This is a genomic window from Veillonellales bacterium (assembly GCA_039680175.1).
GTDB lineage: Bacteria > Bacillota > Negativicutes > JAAYSF01 > JAAYSF01 > JBDKTO01.
The window spans coordinates 1-9,072 of record JBDKTO010000095.1 but is presented as its reverse complement, the minus strand read 5'-3'; the positions used below and the strand labels follow the sequence as shown (position 1 = coordinate 9,072).

The following is a 9,072-nucleotide window of genomic DNA, read 5'->3' as shown; positions in this document are numbered from 1 at the left end:
AGCAAAACTATTGCTTCAGCGTACCAACAGGAACCAATAGGTGAAGCTAAAAGATGCAAAAAAAGCCTCCACTTTGTTATAATGTAATCGCAAAAATACACTAGCAACAAAGGAGAGACTCCCATATCTATTATCACTACACAGCTCATGGCTATCATCCGCTGATTTGTTATGATAGCTTGACCGGTGACCTTTTAAAAATCGCGCTGCGAAAAGGCAGTTCGGTGATTTATGACCGGCCAGTTAACCCTTTTTATTCTACGTGAGGTATTCTTTTTTTCAAACCCACTATTTTTACTTAACGGGAATGCTCCTCTAGTAAAGAACTTTTTATATCTTTCATTTCATAGCTCGGCGCATTAGGTAATTGTACGATGCAACTTGCCAACCAATTAGTCCTAAAATCACCAATGAATTAGAAATAGGCAATCCTCTGTAAGAGACTATATCCTTTCTATCTATATTCTTGGAATCATCACACTGTGAATTACTTGCTAAATCAAGATTAAGACCTAATGCCAACACGTTGCTTTTCCCGTCGACAACTTGCTCCGGCGGTACATGATAAACCGAAACTTGAAAACATGATAAACCGAATAAAAATATTAAAACAGCGAGTGTAGTCAACATTGTGGTTTTTGCTGCCTGTCCTGTCAAAATAATTTCGCGTTCATCTCGTTCCTTGAGAAATGTAATTTTAGATAATACCTTTTCTCTAAAAGCTGCCGATATCATCAGCCTAACACTTAAGAAAAGAGAAATAACCATCCAGGAACCAAAAACAATCAATCCGCCAAAATCATACCAAACCTTTGCATAAACATTGGATTGAGCCGCTTTTTCCAAACCAAAAATAAAAAGAGAAATAAAATAGAGCATTAGTATTGGTACCTCATATAAAAAAATTTTTAGTAAAACTGTATCAATTTTTTTCACCCTACTTCCTCCTCAACCGAAAAAATATTATTAATATCTGTGTTAAAATACCTCGCTATACGAAAAGCGAGTTCTAAAGATGGATTATATCCACCTCCTTCAATAGCAACAATTGTTGCTCGCGTAACTCCTATCTCTCTAGCCAATTGCTCTTGGGTAATTTTATGTTCCGCTCGAATAACGTGTAACCGGTTGGAAATTTTTAATTGCATTGTTGATTTAGTCATTTTCATCCCCATCTAAAATTTATTTACATCATAATTGTAAAATATACTGCTCATATTGTCAAGTTTATATTACATTAATTTTTAAGATTGATGTTTTTCCCAAAATATAAAATAATTTTAACCAGCAACCGAATGCTAAAGGCCCTGGAATCTACGAATTCGTATTAGGAATATTATGTTACACAAAGTCTACATAATAAACATCCATCGGCCCAATAAAATGATACACAGTATACCAAGAAGCGAATAATAAACGCCTTCAAAACCTTGTCATTGCTGAAATTAGATGGTATACTGATTGCATTAGGAAGCAGATAGTTCTCTTAAAATTTCATATACGGAGCAAAAGTACCATGTTTTCAGCCGTCTGAACTTCACATTACCCTTCTTGCAGTCCAAAAAAGCACGGGACAGACTAGACTATTGTGTCAGCGTACCGTGAGGAACTTATCAGGGCCTTGATACGGCTGATTTTTTATGGTATACTATGTAACGTTGGAATAGTCATACAGATAATTTGTCAGCTCTAAAATAGCGCAAAGCACCGACTCATTCCCCGTACCATTCTCTTATAGCGAGCGGGTGTAGCTCAGTGGTAGAGTACCGGCTTCCCAAGCCGTGGGTCGCGAGTTCGAATCTCGTTACCCGCTCCAGTAAATTCAAGCCTTCCGGCGTTTGTCGGAAGGCTTTTTTGTGCTTAGTGGGGCAAAAAGTGGGGCAAAACTGTATGGAATGCTTAGAATTCAGTAGACTTATTAGACATATTATCTTTTTTACTACTCGCAGTCTTGTCGTTCGCAAATGCTTTTTCTAACGCCTCTACAGCTACCCCCTGCATATCGGGAAGCACATGACTGTAAAGGTCAAGGGTAAGCGTAACGGTGCTATGGCCCAAACGTTCCTGTACGATTTTCGGATTCACTCCCTCACGCAATAATATGGTAGCATGTGTATGACGCAAATCGTGAAAAGTAAAACCGTCTTTAATGCCTACTTCTTTTAATAAAGGTTTAAAATAACGGCTAACAAAATTACCAGTGTCGAGCGGACCGCCGAACATATTGCTGAATACAAGCTCATGACTCAAATATTTATCACCCAATTCATCCTTATACGAATCCTGCCAAGCCTGATATTGAAGTAAAGCCGCAACATCATCTTGCATAACCGGAATTTTTCTTCTGCTGGATTTTGTTTTAGGGTCTTGAAGAATAAAACCCCGTCCGGAAACATATGCCAAGGACCGCTTAACGTATATGCAGCCTACATTGAAATCTATATCCGTCCACTTTAATCCAAATAGTTCTCCTTGCCTCATGCCCGTGTGGAGAGCCAACTGTAATACCATTGGCATTATCTTTTTCATAAATGGACTTTTAATTATTTTTGCCCGACTAATTAAATTTTCTGCCTGCTCCGGCTCAAGGACCATAATTTCTTTTTTTACCAATTTGGGCGGTTCTGTCTGCTTTACGACATTATGAGTAAGCAGACCAGCCTTAATCGCCCCGTCAATACACATTGTAAAGTATCGTCTTGTTCCCCGAACAGTTGAAGAAGAGAGCTTTTCACCATCTTGGCGTCCTTTTTCTAACAGCCTGTTAAAGTGCCGTTGAACATCAGGAGCCTTTAGATTTTTTAGTAATGTATCTTTAAACCTTGGTAAAATATAGCATTCGAGACAGCTTTTATACTTTTCCCAAGTTCTTGGTCGGACCCTAATTTTTACGTAATCGTTCAACCACCGATATACCCAATCTCCAACAGTCACTTTAGAGGCTTCAGCCAAGAGACCACTTTCAATATCCTGAATAAACTTTTTTGCCTTAACTACGGCCATCTTTCGGCTTTTAGCTGCAAACTTCTTACGCTTGGTTTTGCCGGTTTCCCGGTCAGAATACGTTCTTTCGCAAATCCACAACCCTCGTAATTTATCTTCGTATATGGTGCCTTCACCATGTCCGCGTTTTATCATTGTCTCTCCCCCTAAAAACGAATCAATTAAATGGTTACCCTTTAGTTGGGTAGCCGACCTTTCGCACGACATATTATTACGGCAATTCAACAGTCCAATTCTGATGTAATACGCTGACAGCAGAACAAAAACGTTCGATAGCACAGTCGAGACTTTGGCCCGTTTCTGGCGACCGACTCAATCTGAAATTTCTAACCCAACCTCTTCTAATCAACTAGTGGGGCCGACCTTGTTTAAAGATCAGCCCCACTGTCAATTTATGCTCCGTGCTTTTGGGATGATGGCGAGAGATCATCAACAAAACTAGCCAAAATGAACACTCTACCACCAATTTTTTTATGTGGAATTAAATCTTTTTTTATTGCGGCATAGAGACCGCTTTTGCTTATGGGGATTATTTCCATTATTTCCTTAATTGAGTATAACAACTTAGGATTAGAAGACTTACTTTTCATCAAAAATCCTCCTTCGTAAATAAAATTTGTAAGTTAAAAACGTCTCATAATGATATCTTGACACTCCACTATATATTTTTCTGCTAAAAGCCTTTTTCATATAAATCAAATAGCCTAGTTTGGTTCTTCTGGCGTCGATGTTCTCTCTGATCAAAAGCTTCGTCAATATAACAATCCAGATCCATAGGTATCCAACTAATGATTTCATGCCGAAAATCATAACGTTGGTAAAACCTGTTAACATAGCTTTCACGTGCCTTAAACCTCCCCATTAAGAGATCTTCGCACCAAATAGCCGTTGGCTCTTTCAATCTATAACTACTCAATATAGAAATAACTTCGGCCATACCTTCTGCTACACAAAAGCCGTTTAAGCCCGACACAGCCCAACAACCATTATTACAAGTAGTCGGTGTAACGCATGCATGCGTTACACCCATAGCACTTGGATTTTCTAAGGGATTAACTACTTGACAGTCATCTTCCATCGCGAAGTACATCGTACAATCAATTGGAATTGCTAACCGAGCCACCGCTCCATCAGCAGTAATGTTTTGAAAATATAATGGCGGGTATTTCTGTCCCACCAATTGATGTAAGAAACTCACATCAGGTGAAGCAAAAAGTAAGCACTCAAATCTCCTACGGTTGACAAGCGCAGCCCATAAATCATTGGCAGTCTCTACTACAGCTGCATTCTGAGGAGTTATCAATGCAAAATGCATAGGCGGCATTATGCGCTCAACGATTGTTTGTAAATCAAAACTCATAATTAATCACCCTTTACTATAAATTGTTAACCAGTTGGTTGAAATTGGATATTTTTACTATTAACATGGTCGTTTGAATTCCATTAATCTGCACTTTTTTTAGATAACGTTGTCGAGTTGCTGTTTCACCCGTTTTTGTCTTGTAAGCCTCGTTGTACCCCAGGCTTATCCCGTTCTCTAATAGTTCCCTGTATACTGCTGTATCAGAAGCTTGAAACGATCCACCCTTCTTTTGATAGAACTTTTCAACGAACTCAAAGCACTTATCTGGATTAAGAACATACGTCGCATTTTTTGAGTTAATAAACCCTCCGTACATATTCGAATTGTCCGAAGCGTACAGGTTTTTATTTGCTGCTAAAACCAGCATTCCGGTGCCAAGGCCTTGGTTTACGGCGTATGAATAAAGCTTATACGGCGCACTCACTTTACTCTCGCGCTGATTTTCAAGAATCACTTCCTGAATCACTAAGATCCATTGGTGATAAAGTCGTTCCGCTTCCTGTGCTGACAATGCTGACGAATGAATACCACAATCAAGAACTAATCTTGCTAAAGCTGCCATACATTTATAATTGGTTTGCAGTCGCGGGAATTCTAACTCCAATATAGGTGGTTCAAAGTGCATTATCCTATCAACTACAGCATCATAATTCGTGGATAGGTATTGAATATATAGGCTAAAGTACTCCTGAAGCTTAGACCATGTACAATTTCGTTTTGAAAACAATTCGTCCATTTGCCATTTTTTTAATTCTTCGCCAGAAAAGCTATGGTTATCAACGTGAACTGTTAGAAACCTTAAGTGTGATGATTGTTGACGTGCCAAATCATTTTCGGCAGTAATAACACAGCCACCGCGAACATCAAATTGCTCAATCTTGTTTGAAGTGATATCCGACTTTGCTTTCGCAACCCCGTCGCCAAAGCATCGGAGTATCCTCTCAAACTTTTCCATCGATTCTTTATCCTTGCAGCTGAATATGTCATCCAGAAGCATAATCATATCACGGCAAGAATCGCGGTATAGTTCTATTGCCCGGGGAGTTGACTGGAAGTTGAGCATTGGCTTTGTATTGAAGACTTCAAATATCGTCTTACTGACAGATGTTTTAAAGCTGCCCGTTTGCCCGATAATTGCCAAAACAAATTGCAAATCAGCTCCGGCATCTTTAAAAACCTTAGCCGTATATCCTGCATGGGCGTAAAGAAAAATGGGTAAGATTTGCTTTAAAGTGGCAAGCAAGTTTACTGAACCATCATCCGACAAGACTTGCTTACCAATGGCCAAAAATGATTGGCCTGTCATATAAATCTGGGATGCCCTGTTGGGATCGACTCTTGGCACATAAGCTTCGGCATTACAATAGGGTAAAGCCTTAGACAAATAAACTGTCTTTCCGTCAACATTCTCCCAGCCGTGATAATCGTAAACTACTTTTTTCTTCATGGTATCTAATGCCTCGGCATATATCATAGATGAATATTCCAGAAAATAATTAGCTGCGTTATTAAACTGGGGATTTACAAAAAGCTGCGGATAATCATTAGTTAGCTTATAGAGCATTTTTTTATACTCAGCGAGCGGCATCTCATCTTCTTCCAAATTGCCACTTTGGGTAATAATATCAAAGCTGATAAAGTTCCGTTCACTTCCATAGTATTTTTTGTGAACTATAATTTCACGAATATTGATGTAAAAGTTACAAATCCGTCTCGGCTTTCCTTGTACATCGCACCATAAGCCGTTTGATTGCCGAATAAATTTATCGCTAGACTTTATTGATATACTACCAATTTGCTTCGGCATAGTTTTTGTTTGCCGCTTGGGAAGTAGTCGAATTAGACGCATCCCCGTTTGTTCTTCATATTCTACCATGCTTTTAAATGGTGAATTAAATTCGCTAGGCGGTACAAACGTTGTACTTATATCAGCTACTGTAATACCTTTTCTCACTTCTAGCTCCGGCAACCTAACTATCTTTCCTTTCTTATATGGTGATGATGGTATGGTAGCTGGTGGAACAAATATGCAATTGTCTCTTTCCAATTAAACACATCCCCCTCCTGATTAAAATTAGCCATTCGTATTGACGTCAATATTGGGCTATATTTTGAGTATATGCTTTTCTTTTAGTCCAGCCTATTTATACGACTTTGACATTTTTTATGGCAAAAAAAACACCTTGCGAATAACGCAAGGTGGAGTTCTATCGATCATTTTTTTATTTTACAATGTCTTAATTCAAATTCCATAATATTCCACAGAAGCATTTGAGGGAAAATTTTTTCCTTTAAATCTGTTAATCGCTTAACTGGAAAATTCTTCTGTTTCAACAGCGGTATATTCCTTTTTAAATATTCAAATAAGTAACTTCTCATTCTCTTTCTACTTTTAATTAAGGCTTTACTTTCTCTATGATAAAGTGACTCTACTGTATTTGCGAAAGCAATGACTCCTTTTATCTTTGTCACTTCGTCATCATCAATAAGTTGATTAGCTGCCGTTATTCGCTTATGCCGACCAATATCCTTTTCTTCTTGTTGCTTCAAGAAATCACTATAGCTAATCTGATTTTTCCCATTTATTTGGTCTTTAATATACTTTGAAAGGTCCTCACCCAGTTTAAGAAAATCAAGGTCGACCCTTTCACTTACGTATCTGAAAACTGCCTTCATTGAAATACTATTTCTGCTCACCTTTCCTCCTCTATAACCTTCTTTTTTGAACATAATTCCATCCCTACTACACTTCTCGTATAAATATATGAAAATTAAAAATTTTGTACTATTAATATTTCTTAAAAAATTAGCATCATACATAAATTTACATAACTTTATATAATTATCGCAATGATTTTCAATATTGTTCTTCCTTTTTTCTAATTCTTTTTGGTCTATTACTAAATCTAACTCTTCATCGGCAATAAATTGGGCAATATATAATGAATTACTTTTTACAAATTGCCCCAAACTTTTATAATCAAACCATTCTTTAAAATTTGGTAAAAAATTGAATCCTCTATCCAACCGCTTTATAAATGCCTTTGTATTATTTAATATAATAAGCGGCTTATTTATTACATCTTCAATCCCTAAGGTTATAAAATGAAAGTAAGCGCATACAAAATCAACTTCATCTTTTGTCAAATTATCCGATACAGGATCGTTCCATTTATACTCCTTACTCACCTCGCCCTCTAGAAAGCTACTTATATAATCACATAGTTTTTTACGCACAGCGCTTTCCACAGAATTATCTAATAATAGCCTTTCTTTTTCCTTATCCATATTTGATACAATCTTTTTAATATTGTCATAAAACATGTCTTCTGTTGCATTTAAAGCTGAATAAATTAAACCTCTTACATATTCAATATTCCAAGCCTCTTTAAATCCTATTTGTTGCAAAAAGCATGATCTTATAAAAAGTATTACCTCAGAATAAGGATTATATTGATTATGATAAAATCGCAAAAACGTAGAACTTTTAGCACGATCCAATATTACGCTAGGTAAATTTTCATCGTTAAAGACTTTGTATAAAATATGTAATATGGCAAGATCAGCGGATTTAAGTTCTTCTCGTTCAACTTTTTCTATTCCGAAGTAAATATCTAAATATTTGATTTTGTTAGCTAATTGTCCATAAATATTTGTACCATCTAAAAGTAAATCACTGTTTGCATTTTTTATTCGAATAGCCAAATCATCAAAAGATTCAGCGTCCATAATTATTCCTTTTACAAAATGAATTTGGTCTTTTCTCTCATCGAAGCGGCATGCCGTATCATAATAATCCTTATGATGTAGATGACTTTCGCCATCAAAAAGAAACTGGTCACTTATTCTGGTAAACTCTTTTACCAAATCCATCCACCCAAAATTAGCAATCTCTTTTTGTCTCTGTTCAATCAATTTCATGGTTTCCGGCAGTATATTATATATATCTGAGCCCTCAATATTTGTTGTCATTCTTTTCCCGCCCTTATAATCTATAGTGGTAATGATGTGCTTTGGGGTACGGCAGACAAACCGCGTTCGTTTCCATACCCTGGCCGTTGGGATTCCACATCAGCTTTATGCGGCATCATTGGACCTAAATTGTTCATTCTGCCTATCCCTAAGTGGAACGTCAATCATGCTCCTACGCTGGATCTGCACCCTAAAGGTAAAATCAACCTGCCCCGCTCCAAGTTGTCAATGTACTGTTCATGATTGATTAACTTAATTAAAGTGGTATCTTACTGCAACGATGCCTTCCTTATAATAAAAGGAAAAACCTTCCCCAATTTCCCCAATTTTGGTGATTTCTCTATATAACATGGTCTTAATTCTAATGGGGAAAATGGGGAAACTCGATTTTCCGTAAGTATTTAACATCATTTCTGCTTATTTACAGCCGTTTTACATTGAGAACATTAAAACAGTTCCTGATAGGCCAATTATTTTGGGGAGGCCATATTTTTAAGCAAGATTCATTTCCTTATCGTAGTCATCAGTATTTCAATTCTTTGAGCAACATGTGTACTCCACTCCGCGTTTTTGTGTTTCATAAATACAATCGTTAAAAGTCAGCACCTATAAGCGCGCAAATAGTCTCGGAATTTTCCGCATTTATTTCTGGAAAAAGCACTTTATAAAATTATGTATAAAATTTCATATTGCGCGCCAGAAAGCTTAAGAAAAAATGTCATTTAGTTTTAGAA

At 37.0% G+C, this 9,072-nt stretch carries 7 protein-coding genes and 1 tRNA gene; 1 reads left to right on the top strand and 7 read right to left on the bottom strand.

What is annotated here, in order from left to right; genetic code table 11:
- Positions 1 to 339 precede the first annotated feature (339 nt).
- Both ABFC84_16055 and ABFC84_16050 read right to left on the bottom strand, forming a co-directional pair.
- Entirely contained in the window at positions 340 to 936 is a 597-nt protein-coding gene (locus tag ABFC84_16055; GenBank protein MEN6414252.1) for a hypothetical protein, read from the bottom strand.
- Positions 933 to 1,148 (bottom strand): helix-turn-helix transcriptional regulator, encoded by a 216-nt coding sequence (locus ABFC84_16050; GenBank protein ID MEN6414251.1) that lies wholly within the window; start codon positions 1,146 to 1,148, stop codon positions 933 to 935. The genes ABFC84_16055 and ABFC84_16050 overlap by 4 nt, the downstream gene beginning before the upstream one ends.
- Before the next feature lie 593 nt (positions 1,149 to 1,741).
- Here ABFC84_16050 and ABFC84_16045 point away from each other — a divergent pair.
- Positions 1,742 to 1,816: transfer RNA gene (locus ABFC84_16045), tRNA-Gly, on the top strand.
- Positions 1,817 to 1,899: 83 nt separating this feature from the next.
- Here the strand turns inward: ABFC84_16045 and ABFC84_16040 are convergent.
- From ABFC84_16040 to ABFC84_16020, 5 genes are all read right to left on the bottom strand, one after another.
- Positions 1,900 to 3,138 carry a site-specific integrase gene (locus tag ABFC84_16040; GenBank protein ID MEN6414250.1) on the bottom strand — a complete coding sequence of 413 codons (1,239 nt, stop codon included), beginning with the start codon at positions 3,136 to 3,138 and terminating at the stop codon, positions 1,900 to 1,902.
- Positions 3,139 to 3,395: 257 nt separating this feature from the next.
- On the bottom strand, positions 3,396 to 3,593 hold the full coding sequence (locus ABFC84_16035; protein MEN6414249.1) for a helix-turn-helix domain-containing protein: 198 nt from the start codon (positions 3,591 to 3,593) through the stop codon (positions 3,396 to 3,398).
- A gap of 83 nt (positions 3,594 to 3,676) precedes the next feature.
- Complete coding sequence (locus ABFC84_16030; GenBank protein ID MEN6414248.1) at positions 3,677 to 4,363, bottom strand: hypothetical protein; 687 nt, start codon at positions 4,361 to 4,363, stop codon at positions 3,677 to 3,679.
- A 16-nt stretch (positions 4,364 to 4,379) separates the two neighbouring features.
- Positions 4,380 to 6,413, bottom strand: a complete 2,034-nt coding sequence (locus ABFC84_16025; GenBank protein MEN6414247.1) for a hypothetical protein — start codon at positions 6,411 to 6,413, stop codon at positions 4,380 to 4,382.
- A 167-nt stretch (positions 6,414 to 6,580) separates the two neighbouring features.
- Entirely contained in the window at positions 6,581 to 8,338 is a 1,758-nt protein-coding gene (locus ABFC84_16020) for a hypothetical protein (GenBank protein ID MEN6414246.1), read from the bottom strand.
- Positions 8,339 to 9,072 lie beyond the last annotated feature (734 nt).

Excerpts from the sequence above, each read along its gene's own strand:
- ABFC84_16050 (MEN6414251.1), bottom strand. The coding sequence starts at position 1,148 with ATGCAATTAAAAATTTCCAACCGGTTACACGTTATTCGAGCGGAACAT.
- ABFC84_16040 (MEN6414250.1), bottom strand. The coding sequence starts at position 3,138 with ATGATAAAACGCGGACATGGTGAAGGCACCATATACGAAGATAAATTA.
- ABFC84_16035 (MEN6414249.1), bottom strand. The coding sequence starts at position 3,593 with ATGAAAAGTAAGTCTTCTAATCCTAAGTTGTTATACTCAATTAAGGAA.
- ABFC84_16030 (MEN6414248.1), bottom strand. The coding sequence starts at position 4,363 with ATGAGTTTTGATTTACAAACAATCGTTGAGCGCATAATGCCGCCTATG.
- ABFC84_16020 (MEN6414246.1), bottom strand. The coding sequence starts at position 8,338 with ATGACAACAAATATTGAGGGCTCAGATATATATAATATACTGCCGGAA.